This window comes from Priestia aryabhattai B8W22, from assembly GCF_000956595.1.
GTDB lineage: Bacteria > Bacillota > Bacilli > Bacillales > Bacillaceae_H > Priestia > Priestia aryabhattai.
The window spans coordinates 96,763-116,784 of sequence record NZ_JYOO01000009.1 but is presented as its reverse complement, the minus strand read 5'-3'; the positions used below and the strand labels follow the sequence as shown (position 1 = coordinate 116,784).

Here is a 20,022-nt window from a genome sequence, read left to right as displayed (position 1 = left end):
TTTTTATTTTTGATAACCAAAAGAGTAGCTGTGAACATATCATGAAACAAAAGGATGAAGAAAGAGAGGGGAAAACATGCCGATTGTTTCAACTTCTACTTGGACGGAGCCGAAAGAAATAAGCCGTCATCTTGCGCGCTATTTTAAGAAATTAAAAGAAAAAGAATATATGGAATTACTTTTTAACTATGGAATGTGTCCGCCTTCTTTAATGTTTATAAAAGAATTAGAAGAAATGAAGAAAAGACAGGTTTGGAAGAAAGTAAAAGCACATTACGAAAAGCTTAAAAAAGCATGGAATGGGCCGGATGTAGCGGTGCTAGTGCTTCCAAGCAATCCTAGAAATCGAAAAATGCAGCGTGAATTTAACGGAAGAGCAGGTGTCGCTTTTACCGATAAGTTATTTGTGTTTATGACAAGTCATACATCCGATGAAGAAATGTTAGCGGTGCTTACCCATGAATACCATCACGTTTGCAGGCTAAAAGCCATTAATAAGTCTGATGAAACCATTACTTTGTTAGACGCTATGATGATGGAAGGGTTAGCAGAAAGAGCTGTAGAGGAGTATTGTGGTAAAAAATATTTAGCTCCTTGGACAAATTATTATACCATTGAAGAAGCTAAAAAAATGTGGGAAAAGCATGTTAAACCTTATTATAATCTTCGCGCTGACGAAAAAAAATATGATCAACTGTTATTCGGCCAAAATTGGTATCCAGAAATGATGGGCTACAATATTGGTTATCATCTTGTTACTTCATGTATGAAGCCTCACGTTTTAACCACTACCCAGCTGCTTCCTCTTAGTACCAATACTATCTTAAAAAAATCTGCGTTCCAACTGTAAAAAAACAAGTGCTATATACCTAAAACAAAAAATAGTAAATTTTATCCTGTTTTAAACAAAAAATTAGGAGGTTTATGCGTTAAAGTGCTGAAGAGATATTCAGAAATAATTATTTTAAAAATAAAAAATATAATTAATTTTCAAAATATATTGATTTTGTAATGAAATTGTAATAATATCTTATTCAAATATAACAATTTTTAGAAAAATGAGGTGTGCACTATAAATGGATAAAAAGCCTGTCGGATCAACACCTTTACTAGAAGTGAAAAATTTACAAACTGCTTTTTCCATTAATGATTCCTGGCATAATGCTGTAGACGACGTGTCGTTTCAAGTCGGACGAAAGCGAATTGTAGGAGTTGTAGGAGAATCTGGCTGTGGAAAAAGCGTATTGTCTTTATCCGTTATTGGGCTATTACCTAAAGTAAATAGTCAAATTAGGAGCGGGAGCGTTGTATTTAACGGAAAGAATCTTACGCACTTATCAGAAGATGAGATGAATGATGTTCGTGGGAAAGACATCTCAATGATTTTCCAAGAACCGATGACATCCCTCAATCCTGTTTTAACCATTGGGTATCAGCTGCAGGAAGTATTGTTTAACCATATGAATATATCGAAAGCGGAAGCGCGCGAAAAAAGCATTGCGCTTTTAAGAAGCGTTGGTATTTCGAGATCCGAAAAGCTCATCGATGAATATCCGCATCAGCTGTCGGGAGGAATGAGGCAGCGTGTCATGATTGCCATGGCGGTAGCTTGTCAGCCTAAACTTTTAATTGCGGATGAGCCGACAACGGCCCTGGATGTTACGGTTCAAGCTCAAATTTTAGAATTGCTAAAAGAAATTCAAGAAAGTAATGATATGTCTATTATTATGATTACTCATGATTTAGGAGTAGTTGCTGAGATGTGTGATGAAGTGATTGTCATGTATGGCGGGAAAATTGTTGAGCATACAGATGTTGATACGTTATTTTATGCCCCAAAACATCCGTACACGAAAGCGCTTCTTCACTCAATTCCACGCATGGAAGATGATGTAGAAGTATTAAATACGATCAAAGGAATTGTGCCTTCTCTTGTAAACATGCCGCGGACAGGCTGTCGTTTCGTTAACCGATGTCCTCATGCAATGGAAGACTGCAGTTCCGTTACGCCTGTTCTTCGCCAGGATTCACAGGGGCATGACGTCGCATGTCTGCTGTATGAAAATAGCTATCCGTCAAAAGGAGTGAAGACAAGCTAATGACTAAAGCGGTGAAAGATGTATTGCTAGAAGTTCAGCATTTAAAAACCTACTATCCTATTCACGGGGGATTTTTTCGAAAGAAAATTGGTGATGTAAAAGCAGTTGACGGTATTTCTTTTGCGATTCGAAAAGGAGAAACGCTCGGTCTGGTAGGAGAATCTGGCTGTGGGAAATCCACGGCAGGAAGAACGATTCTAAGACTGTTGGAACCAACTAGCGGAAAAATTATTTTCGATGGTAAAGATATCACAGAAGTAAAAGGAACTTTTCTCCGTAAAATTAGACAAGATTTCCAAATGGTTTTTCAAGATCCCTATGCTTCCCTCAATCCAATGCAAATGGTTGGAGATGTTATTTCTGAACCAATTCGGAATTTTACAGGAAAATCAACCAATCAATTAAAATCAGAAGTTATGAATCTACTTACAAAAGTAGGGTTACCGGAAGATGCATACTATAAATATCCTCACGAATTTTCCGGTGGACAGCGTCAGCGGATTGGAATTGCACGTGCACTTGCACTTCGTCCAAAGCTTATTATTGCTGATGAACCGGTATCGGCACTCGACGTTTCTGTCCAATCACAAGTTTTAAACCTTCTTAAAGAACTTCAACAAGAATTCGACCTAACCTTTTTATTTATTGCCCATGATTTGAGTGTTGTTAAACATATGAGTGACCGTATCGGTGTTATGTACCTAGGCGGTTTAGTGGAAATTGCTGATAAGAAAAGTCTATACGCAGAGCCATTGCACCCTTATACGCAAGCGCTTGTATCGGCTATACCTGAACCAGATCCACGAAAGAAAAAACAGCGTATTATTTTACAGGGAGATGTGCCAAGTCCAATTGATCCGCCAAAAGGCTGTGCATTTCATCCTCGCTGTATACATGCAATGGCAGAGTGCAGCCAAACGAAACCTGCCTTAAAGGAGGTGAGACCTGGCCATCAAGTAGCTTGCCATTTATATAACTCGTAAAGCTACATACGAACAGATTATTAGTTAAATAGGGGGAACGTCATGATGAAAAGGAAATCATTTTTATCACTTTTTTCCATTTTGCTTGTGCTATCGCTTTTTCTAGCGGCGTGCAGCGGTGGAAGCACTTCTTCATCTTCTAGTAAAGAAGGAGGAGAAACAAAAACTGAAGGTGCAAAAACAGACAAGCCAAAAGACGGCGGAACGATTACGTATGGGATTGACGGAGCGCCAGAAGGGCTTTTTGAGTACGCATTGTATGGTAGTGCATATGATAGCCAAATCTTAGAATTTATCAATGAAGGTCTCTTTACTTATGATAAGAAATTAAAAATTAAATCTGACTTAGCTACTTGGGACGTGAGTGGTGATAAACTAACTTACACGTTTAAATTAAAAAAGGGCATTAAGTGGCATAACGGAGATCCATTAACTGCAGATGATTTTAAATATACGTATGAAACGATTGCCGATAAAGACTATACAGGTCCGCGCTATGTAAACGTTGAGCATATTAAAGGCGCTCAAGAATATCACGACGGCAAAGCGGATTCTATTTCTGGAGTTGAAGTAGTAGATCCGCAAACATTTAAAGTAACGTTTAAAGAAGTTCGTGTAAATAACTTAGATAATCTATGGCCGTATCCAATGCCGAAAAAGTACTATGAAGGAATTGCTGTAAAAGATCTTGCAGAGTCCAAACAAGTTCGTAAAGAGCCAATTGGTGTTGGGCCGTTTAAAGTGAAAAAAGTGGTAGCAAGTGAATATGTCCAAATGGAGCGTAATGATGATTATTGGAAAGGTAAGCCTCATCTTGATGGTGTTGTTGTAAAAGTACTGGATCCATCTGTTTCCGCCGGAGCATTGAAAAAAGGCGATGTCGACATTATGGATGTTCGTCCAGCTGATTTAGGGCAAGTTGAAAAAGCAGAAAACTTAGACTTTTTGGAAGGGAAATCAACTAGTTATTCGTATATTGGGCTACGATTTGGCCATCGTGATCAAAAGGCTGGTAAAAATGTAGATGATTACGAAAAGTTCAAAGACCTAAAACTTCGTCAAGCATTGCTTTATGCAATAGATAGAAAAGCAATGGTAAAAGCATTTATGAACGACAAAGCGGTTGTTTCTAATACAGTTATTCCGTCTGTATTCTGGATTGCTGCTGACCAAAAAGATTTAACAAAGTACAAGTACAGTCCAGAAAAAGCTAAAAAGTTATTAGCTGAAGCCGGTTATAAAGATAAGAATAATGATGGTTTTGTAGAAGATCCAAACGGAAAACCATTTACGATTTCATTCGGTCACTATGCTGGTCCAGCCAACTTCGAGGGTCGTGCGAAGGCTATTATGCAAGCATGGAATGATATTGGTATTAAAACAAAATTAGCAACGGGTTCACTTGTTGAATTTAACTTGTACAATGAAATGAAAGATAACGACGATAAGGCCTTAGAAGCGTTCTTTGGTTCTTGGGACACTGGTTCAGATCCAGACCCTACAGGATTATGGAGCTCTAATGCTGAATGGAACTATGGACGTTGGGTAAATAAGGAATCTGACGAAATGCTTAAAGACGGTTTGAGTGAAAAATCATTTGATGATAAATACCGTAAAGATGTATATGTAAAATGGCAAAAATTCTTTAATGAGCAGCTGCCAGCACTTCCTTTATGGGAAAATATCAATATTTATGCTGTGAATAAGCGTGTGAAAAACGTAACTCTAGATCCATCAACGGTAGTTGTAGATCCGGAGAAATGGTCTGTAACAGAATAAATATTTTACATGTAAAGGAGAGTCAACGATGCTGCAATACTCACTAAGACGTATTTTAGGGATGATTCCAATGTTGATTCTGATCTCCTTTGTTGTGTTTTCCCTGGCAAAAATGATGCCAGGGGACCCTTTTGGGGGAGAAATCAACCCTAGTAATACAGATCCAAAATACATTGAGGAAATGCGCGATAAGCTAGGATATAACGATCCTATCTACGTTCAATATTGGAACTGGGTAAAGGGAGTGGCACAAGGAGATTTAGGAAAGTCAACAACTCATAAGTTACCGACATTAGATATTATTTTAGAGCGTATGCCTAATACGATCTTTTTAGCTTTGACTTCGCTTTTAATTACGTATGTGTTTGCATTTATTTTAGGTATGTATGCAGGAAGAAAACCGTATACCTTAGCAGATAACTTTATTGCAGGATATAATTACTTTGCATTAGCGGTTCCATCGTTTATCGCAGGGATTGTAGGCATTTATTTATTTTCCTTTCAGTTAGGCTGGTTTCCATTTAGCGGTTCTGTTGAAGTAGGATTGAAAGAGGGATCATGGGAATTTATTCAAAGTAGAATTCATCACGTTATATTACCCGCGCTGATTCTTGGCTTGATGTCGACCGCGCAATATACCCAATTTTTGCGTAATGATATTATTGAAAACAGTCGCAAAGATTTTGTGCGCACAGCTAGAGCAAAAGGGACAAAAGAATCTAAAATTTATAATGTTCATATCTTACGCAACTCAATGATTCCGCTTATTACGTTTTTAGGGTTTGATCTTGTAACAATCATTAGCGGTTCTATCATTACAGAGACAATCTTTACGTATCCAGGAATTGGAAAGTTGTTTGTTGACTCTGTAGCAACTCGTGACTACTCAGTTATGATGTCGCTTACAATGTTGTTTTCAATTTTAACCCTGGTTGGGAATCTGGTTGCTGATTTGTTATACGGCGTAGCAGATCCGCGTATTCGTTTGGATTAGGAGGAGAAAGTATGGAAATTGTAACGAAAAAAGATGTACAGCCAGAAGTGAATATGAAAGCTCCTAAAAACCTTTCTCCATGGGCGATTGCGCGAAAGAAGTTTGTTAAAAATAAACTAGCTATGATAAGTTTGGCTTTCATGATTGTGATTACGCTTCTTGCCATTTTTGCACCGCTGCTTACAAAAGCAGATATTACACGTATCGACTATATGGCGATGAATGCAGCGCCTTCTAGTGAGCATTGGTTTGGAACAGATACAAATGGGCGAGACGTATTTGCACGTACATTGTATGGAGGAAGAACTTCGTTACTGATTGGAGTTGCTTGTACAACACTCGTTATTTTAATCGGAACTCTTATCGGTTCGGTTGCGGGTTATTACGGAGGCAAAGTGGACCAATTTTTAATGCGTTTTACAGACTTTGTATTAAACTTTCCCCTAATTGTTTTCGTTGTAGTGTTAAATACAATTCTAATTGGAAAGATTTCAGGCGTTTGGACGCTCATTCTAGTTGTTAGTTTCTTAAGCTGGGGAAGTACGGCCCGGCTGGTGCGAAGCAAAGTCTTGGCTGAAAAAGAAAATGAATATGTGCTTTCAGCTGTTTCCATTGGGTGCAGCCCGTTTAAAATTATTTTTAAACATTTGCTGCCAAATGTGTTTTCAACGATTGTGGTTCAAGCCAGTTTGCAGATGGCTATCCTTATTGTGTTTGAGTCAGCGATTAGCTTTATCGGTTTTGGCGTGCCGGCTGATACGCCAAGCTGGGGGAATATGCTGACAGAAGCAAGGGAATCAGATGTGCTGCAGAATAAGCCTTGGATGTGGGTTCCGCCAGGCTTAGCTATTACATTTACGATCCTAGCTATCAACTTCATTGGTGAAGGATTAAAAGATGCTTTGAATCCAAAATCTCTTCGTTAAAAATCTATCACAAAAGTGTGATAGATTTTTTTAGGTTTGTCAGACCTCCTGACAAACCTATTACTATAGAAGAAACTCGGATTTTTTTCTGCTTATAGCGGTGGATATAGCTCATGAAGCCTTTAGCAATCATCAGCACTCTCGGTATGTCCTAGCTTTGAAATAATGGCATTTGAATAATAAACAAGAACGAAGGCTTTTCATAATTAATTTTTAGAAAAATAACATCATTTGGAATAAAAATTCCTTTCTCTGCCTATACTGATGGATAACAAACAGATAGTAAGTGAGGGGTAAATTATGCTATATCTTCATGATGTATGGGTTAATTGGTTTGAAGGCGAAGAAAACGGTTATAATGTGTGTCATTTCCATGAGTGGAGAAAAGATGATTGTGTAGAACTGCTCGATCAAGCACCGTTATTAAAAGTAAATCCGCTTTTATTTCATTACATTGAAAATGATCTTTCCGAGCTACCTCAACAACTACTACAAGATGTCTATCAGAAAGCATACATTCGGAAAAATCATGAACGCACGCAGGTTGAATATTGTTTTATTGTTACAGACGGAACGAATATTTTAGCAATTGATACGATGGGATATCATATTCCGATTCGAAAAAGCCGCTTAATTCCAAGACAAGAACAGTTGGTCTATGAAATGATTGCGGATCAAGAAGAGCTAGAATATAAGTTCAGTGAAGACGAGCTAAATAAAAAAGAGCATCATATTCTTTCGCCGTCTCCTGAAACGATGAGAGGATTAACACGTAAAGAACGTCAGCTAAAACAGCTGTTATTTATGGCACTTGATCAGCTACATACAACAAAAAATACAGCTCAAATCCGCTACTGGTACACAGAGTGGAATCCAACGAAATACGAAGACATTCAAGAGATGCCGTTTCAAGATGTATGGAATCAGCTATACGATGAAACGAAGTCAGGGTGGTCACCGAAACATAAATTATTATGCGAGCGCTTAGTAAAAGGACAACCTTTCTTTGAAAAACTTTGGGAAATTGAACAAGAGCCAAAAGTTAATTAAAAAAACGACTGCATAGCAGTCGTTTTTTTTAACGTTTACGGCCAATTCCCATTGCGTTTCGCATTTTGCGAAGCATTTTATTCGCCGTTGCATTTGCTTTATCGGCACCTTGATCTAAAATATCATCTAGCTCGCTAGAATCAACTAATTCATAATATCTTTCTTGAATTGGAGCGAGTGCTTCAGCTACTACTTTAGCTGTGTCAGCTTTAAAGTCACCATAACCTTTGCCTTCATACATTGCTTCAATGTCTTCGATCGATTTATTGGCTAGGATTGAATAAATACTTAATAAGTTTGAAATACCTGGCTTATTTTCTTTATCGTAGCGAACAATACCTTCTGAATCCGTTACGGCACTTTTGATTTTCTTTTCAATTGTTTTAGCGTCATCCAAGAGCGTAATAAAAGCTTTTTGGTTTGGATCAGACTTGCTCATTTTTTTCGTAGGATCTTGAAGGGACATGACGCGTGCGCCTACTTTTGGAATACGTACTTCAGGAATAGTGAATATATCATTGTATTTTTTGTTAAAGCGCTCAGCTAAGTCACGCGTTAATTCTAAATGCTGCTTTTGATCTTCACCAACAGGAACCAAATCGGTGTTGTATAAAAGAATATCAGCGGCCATTAGTGGAGGATAAGTTAATAATCCTGCTGATACTGCTTCTTTTCCAGCGGACTTATCTTTAAACTGAGTCATACGCTCAAGTTCACCGATATACGCTACGCACTGTAACATCCATCCTGCTTCCGTGTGGGCAGGCACTTCTGATTGAATAAATAAAGTTGATTTTGCTGGATCAATTCCTACTGCTACATACAGAGCAGCAAGGCTGCGAATGTTTTTACGAAGTGCTAAACGGTCTTGAGGCGCTGTAATTGCATGCTGATCTACAATACAAAAATGACAGTTATAGTCATGTTGAAGTTCCACAAATTGCTTCATCGCTCCAATGTAGTTACCTAAAGTGATTGTACCGCTTGGTTGAATACCTGAAAAAATTGTTTTCATCAAATCTTCCTTTCATCTGCACATATATGATGCTAGTTTACGGATACAACATAAAAAGGCCCATCCGCTCCTAGCATAAGCTAGGGGCGAATGGACCGCGTTGCCACCCTAATTAGCACACATTATTGTGAACTATCTTTATTCATGTAACGTTGAGGTCAACGTTCAAGCTTTGCACTTGAAAGCTCCAAAGTCCATTCTGCAGGTTTCAATGTTTGTTCTCACCAGCCACAAACTCTCTAAAAATGAAAATTCTGCATACTACTCTTTTTCACAGCTTTAATTATATAGTTATTCGTTATTATAACGCGAAAAAGCAGGAATTTAAACATCTTATCGCTAAAAAGTTTTATAAGACAATTTACTGGAATTTTTCAGCGACAAAAAAAGACAAGAACCTTTTAATTAAAGCATTTCTTAATGAAAATTTGGCAGAGGATTTGGTAAAAATCTTTTATTTAGTATTTCTAATGGCTTTGTAATACCATTATAATACCTATACTACAAAAAAGATTTTAGACGTCTGACAAGTAGGCACAATCCTTATAAGATAAGGTTTTTTCCCTCATGATAAAAAAATACCATTAAATAATAGTATTGCAATAAATTTTTAAAATATTTATAATAGGCGTAACAAACATATTTTTTACAAAGGTATTACAATTTCTTAATTTTTCAGAAAAAACAAAATAGCCAATGTTTTGTTTCAATTAGCGAATTTTGTAATGAATGAGTCTTCTACATATTAAGCGCATACATTGGATTTACAGCATGTAAACAATTGATGACAGTTTCATAGGGTAGAAGAATAATTTTGCAGTGAGTTCTTTAACACTCTACTATATGAAAAAATAACTGATTATTTTGTATTGAAAGAGGATTAAGAAATTAGTGAATATCAAAAAAATATGGTTGCTACACAAACAAAATTTAATAGGGGGTAACACGCAATGAAGAAAAGATTGTCGATTCTTTTCAGTTTGCTGCTTGTCATGAGCTTGTTTTTAGCTGCATGTGGATTTAACAAAGAATCTGGTGGCAGTGAAAATGCTAGCAGTGATGGCGGCGATAAGAAAAAAGAGCAAGAGCTTCGCGTAAATATTAAAACTGAGCCTTTTTCACTGAATCCAGGCTTAGCTAATGATTCAACATCATCAAACGTATTACTACAAACATTTGAAGGTTTAACTCGCATCGGTAAAGATGGAAAACCTGAAAATGCAATGGCGAAAGATGTGAAGATCAGCGATGATCAAACTAAATATACGTTTACGATTCGTGACGATGCAAAATGGTCAAACGGTGACCCTGTAACAGCAAAAGATTTCGAATATGCATGGAAGTGGGCGTTAGATCCTAAAAACGAATCACAATATGCATATCAATTATACTATGTTAAAAATGCACAAGCTGCTAATGAAGGGAAAGGTTCATTAGATGATGTTGCCGTTAAAGCAACAGATGATAAAACGCTTGAAGTAACATTAGAAAACCCAACGCCATATTTCTTAGAATTAACAGCTTTCTATACGTACTTCCCAGTGAATACAAAAATTGCTGAATCAAATGAAAAATGGTACACAAATGCAGGTGACAACTATACGTCAAACGGTCCTTTCAAATTAAAAACTTGGAAACACAATGACAAAATCGAGTTAGTTCCTAATGAAAACTATTGGGATAAAGATGCTGTAAAACTTAAAAAAGTTGAAATGTACATGATCAATGATAACAACACTGAACTTTCAATGTTCAAAAACGGTGAATTGGACTGGGCGGGTATGCCTACTGGTCAATTACCAGCTGATGCACTTCCTGAATTAAAGAAAGACGGTTCATTAAACATTCAAGAGATTGCAGGTACTTACTGGTACAAGTTTAATACAGAACAAAAACCTTTAGACAATGTGAACATTCGTAAAGCATTAGCTTATGCAATTGATCGTAAAGGTATTACGGAACAAATTACAAAAGACGGTTCAGTTCCAGCGATGGCAGCTGTACCACCAACAATGTTTGAAGATAACAAAAAAGGCTACTTCAAAGACAATGATGTGAAAAAAGCAAAAGAATATTTAGAAAAAGGCTTGAAAGAAATGGGCCTTAAAGATGCTTCAGAACTACCAGCAATTAAGGTTTCATACAACACGGATGAAAAACATGCAAAGATTGCACAAGCTGTTCAAGATATGTGGAAGAAAAACCTTGGTATTAAAGTACAGTTAGACAACTCTGAGTGGGCTGTTTACATTGAAAAATTACACCAAGGAGATTATCAAGTTGGGCGTATGGGCTGGTTAGGAGACTTTAACGATCCAATCAACTTCCTAGAGTTATTCCGTGACAAAAAAGGCGGAAACAATGATACAAACTGGGAAAATCCAGAATATAAAAAGTTATTAATTGACTCTCAAAAAGAAACTGATCCTAAGAAACGTCAGGCAATGTTGAAAAAAGCAGAAGGTATCTTCATGGATGAAATGCCAGTGGCACCAATCTATTTCTACACAAATGCTTGGGTACAAGACAAGCAGCTGAAAGATGTTGTGATGTCTGGCCTTGGAGACATTCAGATTAAGTGGGCTCATTTTGAGTAAGTAACATCAATTATGACAAAGGGTATATGGGGCCTGGTGCTCCATATACTTTTCTTTCTTGTGCGCGGATTTTGTAAAAATATGGAGGTGTGTCAGGGTGTTCAAATATATAGGAAAACGACTTATTTATATGTTTCTATCATTATGGCTGATCGTAACAGCGACTTTTTTCTTAATGCGTGCTGTTCCAGGAGGTCCATTCACATCAGAAAAGCAGCTTCCCCCTGAAATTCAAAAAAATCTAAATCAGTATTACGGTTTAGACCAGCCTTGGTACCATCAATACTTTGATTATTTAACATCAATTTTAAAATGGGATTTTGGTCCATCTTTCAAATATAAAGGCCAAACGGTAAACGATTTGATCAACGGTGGATTCCCTGTTTCATTCATGCTAGGGATGGAAGCTATTTTAATAGCGATTGCTATTGGTGTACTACTAGGTGTTATTGCTGCTTTAAAACACAATAAGTGGCAAGATTACACGGCGATGGTTATTGCGGTTCTAGGAATTTCAGTACCGAGTTTTATCATGGCAGCGGTATTACAATACGTTCTGGCTATGAAACTGCAAATTTTTCCGGTTGCACGCTGGGAATCATGGGCACACACAGTGTTACCGGCTCTCGCGCTTGCTTCAACTCCTATGGCGTTCATCGCACGATTAACTCGTTCAAGTATGCTTGAAGTGCTAAGCAACGACTATATTCGTACGGCAAAAGCAAAAGGTTTAAGCAGAGGCGTTATTACAGTTAAGCACGCGATGCGAAATGCGATGCTTCCAGTCGTATCCTATATGGGACCTTTAGTAGCAGGGATTTTAACGGGTAGCTTTGTTATTGAAAAAATATTTGGTATCCCGGGATTAGGATCACATTTTGTACTCAGTATCTCAAACCGAGATTATACAACAATTATGGGCGTAACGGTGTTCTACAGTATTTTACTACTTGTGTGTATTTTGCTTGTAGATATTGCATACGGCTTTATTGACCCTCGAATTAAACTTACAGGTGCTAAGAAAGGAGAGTAACTATGCAGCAACTTCCGAAAATTCCTAAAGAAATGTTTGAAACAGCAGGGATTGACCATGCTCAAGCAGAAAAGATTGAAAAACCGAGTCTTTCGTTCTGGCAAGATGTTTTTATTCGTTTTCGCAAAAATAAGCTTGCTATGTTTGGTGTAGTACTAATGGTTCTCCTTGTTTTTATGGCTATATTTGGTCCATTGATGGTGAAATATGATTATGCAACGAATGATTTATTGAATGCTAATCAGGCACCATCTTCTGAGCACTGGTTCGGCACAGATGAATTAGGGCGCGATGTGTTTGCCCGTACGTGGGAAGGCGCTCGTATTTCATTATTTATCGGGTTAGCAGCAGCTTTAATTGATTTATTCATCGGCGTAGTTTGGGGAAGCATCTCTGGATACCGTGGCGGCCGTACGGATGAAACAATGATGCGTGTTGCGGATATCTTATATGGTGTTCCTTACCTTTTACTTGTTATTATTTTGATGGTTATGCTTGGCCAAGGGTTAGGCACGATGATTTTGGCAATGACCATTACTGGCTGGATTAACATGGCCCGTATTGTACGTGGACAAGTATTGCAGTTGAAAAACCAAGAGTACGTAATGGCTTCACAAACTTTAGGAGCAACAACAAAGCGTATTTTATTTAAACATCTTATTCCTAATGCAACAGGTCCAATTTTAGTAACAATGACACTAACGATTCCTTCAGCAATCTTTACAGAAGCATTTTTAAGCTACTTGGGACTAGGCGTTCCGGCACCGCTTGCAAGCTGGGGAACAATGGCTTCAGAAGGCTTACCTGCTTTGGAATACTATCCTTGGCGCTTATTTTTCCCAGGTTTGTTTATCTGTTTAACAATCTTAGCGTTCAACGTAATTGGTGATGGATTACGAGATGCGTTAGATCCAAAACTACGTAAGTAAGGAAGTGAACTCATATGTCACGTTTATTAGAAGTAAAAAATTTAGCTGTATCATTTAAAACATATGGCGGAGAAGTTCAAGCTGTTCGCGGCGTTAACTTCCACTTAAATAAAGGTGAAACGCTAGCAATTGTTGGTGAGTCAGGATCTGGTAAAAGTGTAACTTCACAAACGATCATGCGCCTTATTCCGATGCCTCCTGGCCGAATTAAAAGCGGTGAAATGCTGTTTGACGGCATTGATTTAGCAAAGAAAACGGATAAAGAAATGGAAGCTATTCGCGGCAAAGATATCGGTATGATCTTCCAAGATCCAATGACTTCTTTAAATCCGACGATGAAAGTTGGAGCTCAAATTGGTGAAGTCGTAATCAAGCATTCTAAAGTATCTAAAGCGGAAGCGAAAAAACGTGCAGTCGAGCTACTAACGCTTGTAGGCATTCCTTTTCCAGAACAGCGTGTGAATCAATATCCGCATGAATTCAGCGGCGGGATGAGACAGCGTGTTGTCATTGCGATGGCTCTTGCTTCTAATCCGAAATTACTGATCGCTGATGAACCAACAACCGCGCTTGATGTAACCATTCAAGCTCAAATTTTAGAGTTGATGAAAGACATTCAGAAAAAAACGGATACATCTATTATCTTTATTACCCATGATCTTGGTGTAGTAGCAAATGTAGCAGATCGAGTAGCCGTTATGTACGCTGGTCAAATTGTTGAAACGGGCACAGTGGATGAAGTATTTTATGATCCTCAACATCCGTACACGTGGGGACTGCTAGCTTCTATGCCAAGCTTAGATAACGAGGCAGAAGAAGAGCTGGCTGCTATTCCTGGAACGCCGCCAGATTTAACGAATCCTCCAAAGGGAGATGCATTTGCAGCGCGAAATCCATACGCAATGAAAATTGATTTTGAGCAAGAACCTCCAATGTTCAAAATATCTGATACGCACTATGCAAAAACATGGCTGTTACATCCCGATGCACCAAAAGTAGAGCCGCCTGCTTCAGTTCAGCGTCGCATGCGTAAAGTTGATAATGTATACAGTACACCTGTACTCGTAGCGAAGGATGGTGAATAACATGACAGATAAATTATTAGAGATTAAAGGCTTAAAGCAGCATTTTTTCACAAGTAAAGGAACAATTAAAGCAGTTGATGGTCTGACGTTTGACATCTTCCGGGGAGAGACGTTAGGTCTTGTAGGTGAATCCGGTTGCGGAAAGTCAACGACAGGCAGAACGATTATTCGTTTATATGATGCTACTAGCGGTGAGGTGCTATTTAATGGCGAAAATGTACATGGTCGCAAATCTCGCTCAGAGCTTAAAAAATTCAATCGTAAAATGCAAATGATTTTCCAAGATCCATATGCGTCACTTAACCCTCGTATGACCGTAGCAGATATCATAGCAGAAGGCATTGACATTCACGGTTTAGCTAAGACGAAAAAAGAGCGTATGGCAAAGGTTCACGAGCTTCTTGAAACCGTGGGACTTAACAAAGAACATGCAAACCGCTATCCACATGAGTTTAGTGGCGGCCAGCGTCAGCGTATCGGTATCGCAAGAGCACTGGCAGTAGAACCTGATTTTATCATCGCAGATGAACCAATCTCAGCTTTGGACGTATCTATACAAGCTCAAGTTGTTAACTTAATGAAGAAGTTACAGCGTGAACGTGGACTAACATATTTATTTATCGCCCATGATTTGTCAATGGTAAAATACATTAGTGACCGCATCGGCGTTATGTACAGAGGTAAGATTGTAGAGCTTGCACCAAGTGATGAGCTTTATCGAAACCCTGTTCATCCATATACAAAAGCGTTGCTTTCCGCTATTCCGCTTCCCGATCCTGACAGTGAAAAAACGCGTCAGCGCAAAATTTATGATCCAGGTATCCATGACTATAACGGTGAAGAACCAGAGCTTAGAGAAGTATCTCCAGGTCACTACGTGTCTTGTTCTCAAGCAGAGTTTGCCGCATATACAACATAACAAAAACGATCTCACAACGAGGTCGTTTTTTATTTAGTTATCAAAGAACGCTAAACTTTAAATTGAGAAAAACATGTAAGAACAAGTAACATTAGCGCTTTACAGGTATTATACAATACAGGATTAGAAAATACTATTGAAAATTTTCAGAATTTTATATTTAAGACAAAATATCTATATGTAAATCTTATAACTAAAGGAATATAAGTGTTTAATAATGTTTTGGTTTGAATAATAATTCAAAAATATAAAAAGGAGGTAGACGCATGTCTACCTTCTTTTTATAAATCTGCTAAGATATCGCCGTCTTTACGATTTTTATCAATTTTTAACACTTGATCTGCCGGCTGATAAGACGCACCATATATTTCTTTGTCTTTGTACGTATGAATTAGCTCGTACGTTTTTTTCATTTTATTTAAGATGCTTTCCTCTGTTTCAGAGGTAGGAGACCAGTATAGGATTTCCATCTGGTTAATTTCATTTGTAGCTAATGAGCGGCGGTTATAGCCGATTGTTTGAGCATGCTTAAAGTCTGCACGTTTATAAAAATGCAGTCGTTTTGCTGAGTCTGAATCTTTATAGTCTACAGGCTCTACTTCTAAGATAATTGGTTTGTTATGCTGTTTTAACTCATCAATTAATTTACCGCCAAGCCCTTGACCTCTAGCGTCTTTTGAAACAAAGAGGTAATCAATAAAGATAAATTGGTCTGTTTCCACGTACATTAATACGTGATGAGGTCCTTCATTTTTATGATAAATATCGCTGCGTTCTTGTAAAAGCGTTTCGATATGCTTCTTTGATTTCATTTCTTCAATGGGAAAATATTGACTTAGTTTTTCATACCAATTCATAGCACCCTCCTACTGATCTTTTCATGGTGATGTTCATAATAGTGTTTAAACAGTTACCTTATCTTTACCCCTTTTAGGGAAAAGTAAGCATCTATAATTGAAAATATAGAAGAATAATCGATTGATTATTCTTAATAGTAAGAAAATTATGGTGAAATAAGAACATATAATGTAAAAAATGGTTTTTATTATGTTTTGATCGTAAGTTTTTTTGTGAAAATCACAAAAAACTATCGCATTTTTTGTGATTTTTGATAAAATGAACAAAGTGAAGTTTTTTTAATATTGTATTTTATAGATGTGATAGCGGTAAAGGTGCAGGTGTGGAACTTGCAATATCAGATTTTTAGTACATACACTGCCTAGAATTATTTGACTGAAAAATAAATTAATACTATACAAGTAGCCGCTATTAAATGAAACGGACATGTTAGGAGAGAGAATTATGCAAGAGAACACGCAAGAAAAAGAATTAAGCCGTGGACTTGAGGAAAGACATATTAGTTTAATGTCTTTAGGTGCAGCTATCGGAGTTGGACTGTTTTTAGGTTCTGCATCTGCTATTCGGTTAGCAGGTCCTGGTATTCTTATCATGTATGGAATCAGTGGTCTTATTATGTTTTTTATTATGAGAGCGCTAGGTGAAATGGCAGTACAAAATCCAGTAGCCGGTTCTTTTAGTAAGTATGCTAACGATTATTTAGGGCCACTCGCTGGTTATTTAACAGGCTGGAACTACTGGTTTATGTGGATTATTACATGTATGGCTGAAATTACAGCTGTTGGAGTATATATGGAGTTTTGGTTCCCGGGTGTGCCCCAGTGGATATGGGCACTTGCAGCACTTGTTATCATGACAGGCGTTAACTTTTTAGCTGTAAAAGCATATGGTGAACTAGAGTTTTGGTTTTCTCTTATTAAAGTAGTAACGATTATCCTTATGATTGTGCTTGGACTAGGCATGATTATCTTTGGAATTGGAAATGGCGGTATTGCAACAGGAATCAGTAATTTATGGAATCACGGGGGCTTCTTCCCGAATGGCATGAAAGGCGTTCTTTTATCACTTCAAATGGTTATGTTTGCTTACCTTGGTATTGAAATGATTGGGGTAACAGCAGGAGAGGTGAAAAATCCGGAAAAGACATTAACAAAAGCCATTGATAATGTTCTGTGGAGAATTTTGATTTTTTACATCGGAGCTTTGTTTGTTATTATGTCTATTTATCCTTGGCCAGAGATCGGAACACAAGGAAGCCCATTTGTTTTAACATTTGATAAAGCTGGAATTCCCGCTGCAGCAGGGATTATAAACTTTGTAGTGTTAACAGCGGCTTTATCTTCTTGTAACAGTGGAATTTTTAGTACAGGCCGTATGTTATTTAATTTAGCTCAGCACGGGGAAGCACCAAAACGCTATGCCAACTTAACAAAAGGCGGCGTGCCTGGTGCAGCAGTTATTGCTTCAGCTGTTGTACTGCTACTCGGAGTTGGCTTAAACTATGTTGTTCCTGATAAGGTGTTTACGTGGGTTACAAGTATTGCTACTATTGGAGCGATTTGGACATGGGGCATTATTTTACTTTCTCAAATTCGCTTCCGCAGAGGATTAAGCGATCAGCAAGTAAGTGATTTAAAATATAAGCTTCCGTTTTTCCCGTATACGTCGTATCTCGCTCTTGCTTTCTTAGCGGGAGTAGTAGTGGTGATGGGGTTTTCCTCAGATACAAGAATAGCCCTTATTGTAGGTCCGATATGGTTTGTTTTATTGGTTGTTGTCTACTATTCAAAAGGTTTTCATAAAAGATAAAAAATGAGGTCCGGACAAAAGTAGTTTCGTTGAAGGGAAATCCGAACGAGTTGAATTCTTGATTAAGAATCCAACTCGTTCGGATTTTTTTATTGGTAGGGTGAACGTAGATTTCATGTATGTAGCCGCGTCTAGCGGTTGATTGGAGAGCAAGGCGAAAACTCCTGCAGGAAGCAAAGTCTTGCACGAAAATCAACAGCGGTGGAACAAGTGATCCATACTAGCTCATTTACCCAATTTGTTTGTCTTTAGGTTGAAGTGATTTAGTTATGTTTAAGTCTCATTTTTTTCCAAAAGAAAATGAAAGATTTATTATTTCTCTTTTCGCTTTAGTGTGCTAATATATTATATTGTTAAACAAATGAAGAAATAAATGAAGAAACAAATAATTTCTATGTTTTAATAGATTAGCATCGAGCTTTCTATGTCAAAAGTTTAAGCTTTTAGAAAGCAAAAGGAGAAACGGCAAATGAAAGATAAAAAATGGGGTCTTTGGTTTTTAACAGCCTTTGTAGTTGGTAATATGGTAGGCGGAGGAGTATTTATGCTTCCTTCTAATTTAGCAAACGTATCAAGTCCAATTGGTTCAACACTTGCTTGGGTTGCAACAGGTCTTGGCGTATTCATGATTGCTCTTGTGTTCGGGAACTTAGTCATGAGAAAGCCTGAATTAAAAGGAGGGCCTCAAAGTTATGCAGCGAATCTTTTTTCATCGCCTAAAGCAGGTAAAGTAGCTGGGTATAGCATGGCTTGGGGTTATTGGGCAGCAAACTGGGCTGCAACAGCATCTGTCATCATATCGTTTGCAGGGTACTTAACAACGTTCTTTCCAGTAATGGAGAGTAAAGATATTTTATTTTCAGTCGGAGATTTTCAATTAGAAGCTGGAAAATTTATTACGTTTTTAGTATGTTCTGTTGTACTATGGGGGATTCAAGCTATTTTGCAGAGAGATATCAATAGCGCCGGTAATATTAACTTTATCACAACGGCAGCTAAAATTATTGGATTCGGTTTATTTATTGTTGTGGCGCTATCGCTATTTAGCGCATCCAACCTGGTCAGTACAGAATTTGTTAATTCAAAGGGTATAAATGTAGGATTAGGAAGTCAGGTCAATGGAGCAGCCATTGCTACGCTGTGGGCGTTTATCGGAATTGAATCAGCTGTACTGTTATCTAATCGTGCAAAATCACAAAAAGTAGTAAAGAAAGCAACGCTGCTTGGATTATTAATCTCAATGGTTATCTATGTGGGAATTACGCTTCTCGCTATGGGGATTCTTTCGACAGCTCAGCTTCAGCAGTCTCAAAAGCCTTTGGTAGATACGTTAGAAATGGTTATTGGACATAAAGGTGCTTATGTAATGGCCATTTTAGCACTTATATCTTTATTAGGTTCTACTGTTGGATGGATTGTTGTGAGTGCAGAAGTTCCTTATCAAGCAGCAAAATCAGGGTTGTTTCCACAGTGGTTTGCTAAAACGAATCAGAACAATAGTCCAGCCCGCTCACTAACATTAACAAATGGCTTAACACAGTTGTTTTTGTTTGCGACTATTTCAGGCACAGTTTCGCAAGCCTATAATTTCGCTATCGTTGTAGCTACTCTCGCTTATTTAGTTCCTTATTTTGTGACGACAGTTTATCAATTAAAGCTTATTGTGACAGGTGAGACGTACGATATTATTAAAGGATCGCGAGTAAAAGACGGAATTATTGCTTCGTTAGCACTTATTTATTCGCTATGGGTGATTAAGACAGGGACAGCTGATTTAAAAACATTTTTCCTAGGTATTGGCTTATTTGTCATCGGGCTTTTACTGTATCCTATCTTAATGAGACGAGGAAAAAGCGCATCAGCTATTAAATAAATAAGAGATTATCTCAAAAGCTTTGCAGAAAAGTCATTTCTTCTGCAAGGCTTTTTTAGTGACTGAAAAGTTC

16 protein-coding genes and 1 other annotated feature are annotated in these 20,022 nt (G+C 37.7%); of the genes, 14 read left to right on the top strand and 2 right to left on the bottom strand.

Annotated features, from left to right (window positions below):
* Nucleotides 1-76 precede the first annotated feature (76 nt).
* The 7 genes from N178_RS09395 (at nt 77) to N178_RS09365 (ending at nt 7,831) form a co-directional block, all read left to right on the top strand.
* On the top strand, nt 77-850 hold the full coding sequence (locus N178_RS09395) for a DUF2268 domain-containing putative Zn-dependent protease (RefSeq protein WP_045291917.1): 774 nt from the start codon (nt 77-79) through the stop codon (nt 848-850).
* Between the two features lie 226 nt (nt 851-1,076).
* Nucleotides 1,077-2,099: an ABC transporter ATP-binding protein gene (locus N178_RS09390; RefSeq protein ID WP_045291915.1), complete on the top strand. Its 1,023-nt coding sequence runs from the start codon at nt 1,077-1,079 to the stop codon at nt 2,097-2,099.
* On the top strand, nt 2,099-3,082 hold the full coding sequence (locus tag N178_RS09385; RefSeq protein ID WP_045291913.1) for an ABC transporter ATP-binding protein: 984 nt from the start codon (nt 2,099-2,101) through the stop codon (nt 3,080-3,082). Before N178_RS09390 ends, N178_RS09385 begins: the two co-directional genes overlap by 1 nt.
* A gap of 42 nt (nt 3,083-3,124) precedes the next feature.
* Nucleotides 3,125-4,861, top strand: coding sequence for an oligopeptide ABC transporter substrate-binding protein (gene opp4A, locus N178_RS09380; RefSeq protein ID WP_045291912.1), 1,737 nt, complete (start codon nt 3,125-3,127; stop codon nt 4,859-4,861).
* A 28-nt stretch (nt 4,862-4,889) separates the two neighbouring features.
* Entirely contained in the window at nt 4,890-5,855 is a 966-nt protein-coding gene (gene opp4B, locus N178_RS09375; RefSeq protein ID WP_013055410.1) for an oligopeptide ABC transporter permease, read from the top strand.
* 11 nt (nt 5,856-5,866) lie between these two features.
* On the top strand, nt 5,867-6,781 hold the full coding sequence (opp4C, locus tag N178_RS09370) for an oligopeptide ABC transporter permease (protein WP_045291911.1): 915 nt from the start codon (nt 5,867-5,869) through the stop codon (nt 6,779-6,781).
* A 300-nt stretch (nt 6,782-7,081) separates the two neighbouring features.
* On the top strand, nt 7,082-7,831 hold the full coding sequence (locus N178_RS09365; RefSeq protein ID WP_014461589.1) for a YjbA family protein: 750 nt from the start codon (nt 7,082-7,084) through the stop codon (nt 7,829-7,831).
* A gap of 28 nt (nt 7,832-7,859) precedes the next feature.
* Here the strand turns inward: N178_RS09365 and trpS are convergent, their stop codons facing one another.
* Nucleotides 7,860-8,849: a tryptophan--tRNA ligase gene (trpS, locus tag N178_RS09360; protein ID WP_028412367.1), complete on the bottom strand. Its 990-nt coding sequence runs from the start codon at nt 8,847-8,849 to the stop codon at nt 7,860-7,862.
* Between the two features lie 76 nt (nt 8,850-8,925).
* Nucleotides 8,926-9,130, bottom strand: a binding site (T-box leader).
* Between the two features lie 666 nt (nt 9,131-9,796).
* Here trpS and N178_RS09350 point away from each other — a divergent pair.
* The 5 genes from N178_RS09350 to N178_RS09330 all read left to right on the top strand — a co-directional run bounded on the left by N178_RS09350 (nt 9,797) and on the right by N178_RS09330 (nt 15,409).
* Entirely contained in the window at nt 9,797-11,443 is a 1,647-nt protein-coding gene (locus tag N178_RS09350; protein ID WP_045291909.1) for a peptide ABC transporter substrate-binding protein, read from the top strand.
* A 97-nt stretch (nt 11,444-11,540) separates the two neighbouring features.
* Nucleotides 11,541-12,476, top strand: a complete 936-nt coding sequence (locus N178_RS09345) for an ABC transporter permease (protein ID WP_045291908.1) — start codon at nt 11,541-11,543, stop codon at nt 12,474-12,476.
* Nucleotides 12,477-12,478: 2 nt separating this feature from the next.
* Complete coding sequence (locus N178_RS09340) at nt 12,479-13,405, top strand: ABC transporter permease (protein ID WP_014461585.1); 927 nt, start codon at nt 12,479-12,481, stop codon at nt 13,403-13,405.
* A gap of 14 nt (nt 13,406-13,419) precedes the next feature.
* Nucleotides 13,420-14,490 (top strand): ABC transporter ATP-binding protein, encoded by a 1,071-nt coding sequence (locus tag N178_RS09335; protein ID WP_045291907.1) that lies wholly within the window; start codon nt 13,420-13,422, stop codon nt 14,488-14,490.
* Between the two features lies 1 nt (nt 14,491).
* Complete coding sequence (locus N178_RS09330; RefSeq protein WP_045291906.1) at nt 14,492-15,409, top strand: ABC transporter ATP-binding protein; 918 nt, start codon at nt 14,492-14,494, stop codon at nt 15,407-15,409.
* A gap of 281 nt (nt 15,410-15,690) precedes the next feature.
* Here N178_RS09330 and N178_RS09325 read toward each other — a convergent pair whose 3' ends face one another.
* A complete protein-coding gene (locus N178_RS09325; RefSeq protein ID WP_013055419.1) occupies nt 15,691-16,266 on the bottom strand; it encodes a GNAT family N-acetyltransferase in 576 nt (191 codons plus the stop codon).
* Between the two features lie 445 nt (nt 16,267-16,711).
* Between N178_RS09325 and N178_RS09320 the strand changes: the two genes are divergently transcribed.
* Together N178_RS09320 and N178_RS09315 are read left to right on the top strand one after the other, a co-directional pair.
* A complete protein-coding gene (locus N178_RS09320) occupies nt 16,712-18,076 on the top strand; it encodes an amino acid permease (protein WP_045291905.1) in 1,365 nt (454 codons plus the stop codon).
* Between the two features lie 469 nt (nt 18,077-18,545).
* A complete protein-coding gene (locus N178_RS09315; RefSeq protein WP_045291904.1) occupies nt 18,546-19,949 on the top strand; it encodes an amino acid permease in 1,404 nt (467 codons plus the stop codon).
* Nucleotides 19,950-20,022: the final 73 nt, after the last annotated feature.

Excerpts from the sequence above, each read along its gene's own strand:
- N178_RS09395 (WP_045291917.1), top strand. The coding sequence starts at position 77 with ATGCCGATTGTTTCAACTTCTACTTGGACGGAGCCGAAAGAAATAAGC.
- N178_RS09390 (WP_045291915.1), top strand. The coding sequence starts at position 1,077 with ATGGATAAAAAGCCTGTCGGATCAACACCTTTACTAGAAGTGAAAAAT.
- N178_RS09385 (WP_045291913.1), top strand. The coding sequence starts at position 2,099 with ATGACTAAAGCGGTGAAAGATGTATTGCTAGAAGTTCAGCATTTAAAA.
- opp4A (WP_045291912.1), top strand. The coding sequence starts at position 3,125 with ATGATGAAAAGGAAATCATTTTTATCACTTTTTTCCATTTTGCTTGTG.
- opp4B (WP_013055410.1), top strand. The coding sequence starts at position 4,890 with ATGCTGCAATACTCACTAAGACGTATTTTAGGGATGATTCCAATGTTG.
- opp4C (WP_045291911.1), top strand. The coding sequence starts at position 5,867 with ATGGAAATTGTAACGAAAAAAGATGTACAGCCAGAAGTGAATATGAAA.
- N178_RS09365 (WP_014461589.1), top strand. The coding sequence starts at position 7,082 with ATGCTATATCTTCATGATGTATGGGTTAATTGGTTTGAAGGCGAAGAA.
- N178_RS09350 (WP_045291909.1), top strand. The coding sequence starts at position 9,797 with ATGAAGAAAAGATTGTCGATTCTTTTCAGTTTGCTGCTTGTCATGAGC.
- N178_RS09340 (WP_014461585.1), top strand. The coding sequence starts at position 12,479 with ATGCAGCAACTTCCGAAAATTCCTAAAGAAATGTTTGAAACAGCAGGG.
- N178_RS09335 (WP_045291907.1), top strand. The coding sequence starts at position 13,420 with ATGTCACGTTTATTAGAAGTAAAAAATTTAGCTGTATCATTTAAAACA.
- N178_RS09330 (WP_045291906.1), top strand. The coding sequence starts at position 14,492 with ATGACAGATAAATTATTAGAGATTAAAGGCTTAAAGCAGCATTTTTTC.
- N178_RS09325 (WP_013055419.1), bottom strand. The coding sequence starts at position 16,266 with ATGAATTGGTATGAAAAACTAAGTCAATATTTTCCCATTGAAGAAATG.
- N178_RS09320 (WP_045291905.1), top strand. The coding sequence starts at position 16,712 with ATGCAAGAGAACACGCAAGAAAAAGAATTAAGCCGTGGACTTGAGGAA.
- N178_RS09315 (WP_045291904.1), top strand. The coding sequence starts at position 18,546 with ATGAAAGATAAAAAATGGGGTCTTTGGTTTTTAACAGCCTTTGTAGTT.